Source organism: Planococcus sp. RAB007_Raresut (assembly GCF_057369535.1).
Genome location: NZ_JBXYIF010000294.1, coordinates 1 through 231 on the forward strand (window position 1 = coordinate 1; position 231 = coordinate 231).

Annotated in this window: 1 pseudogene; it reads right to left on the bottom strand. The window is 45.5% G+C overall.

The window, feature by feature from the left end:
* Positions 1-231 (bottom strand): annotated as a pseudogene (locus AC2Q9J_RS18580) (hypothetical protein); the annotation flags it as partial.

Genomic DNA, 231 nt, shown 5'->3' on the forward strand with positions numbered 1-231 from the left:
GATCGAGAATGACCGTGTCGCGGTTTCCTTCGTATGGCATGCGCCAGGTTTCTTTCGTCTTCACATTTTCAACTAAAAAATGATGAGTTCGTTCATCGAACAATGTCACACACGTTTCAGGTGTGAACCGTTCAAAATCATACGTCCCTTGATACGCTAGCTCGATGATGTTCCCAAAGACAGGGACTGCTTCATAGCGGCTATACCGAAACGTATGATCATGGAGGTTCA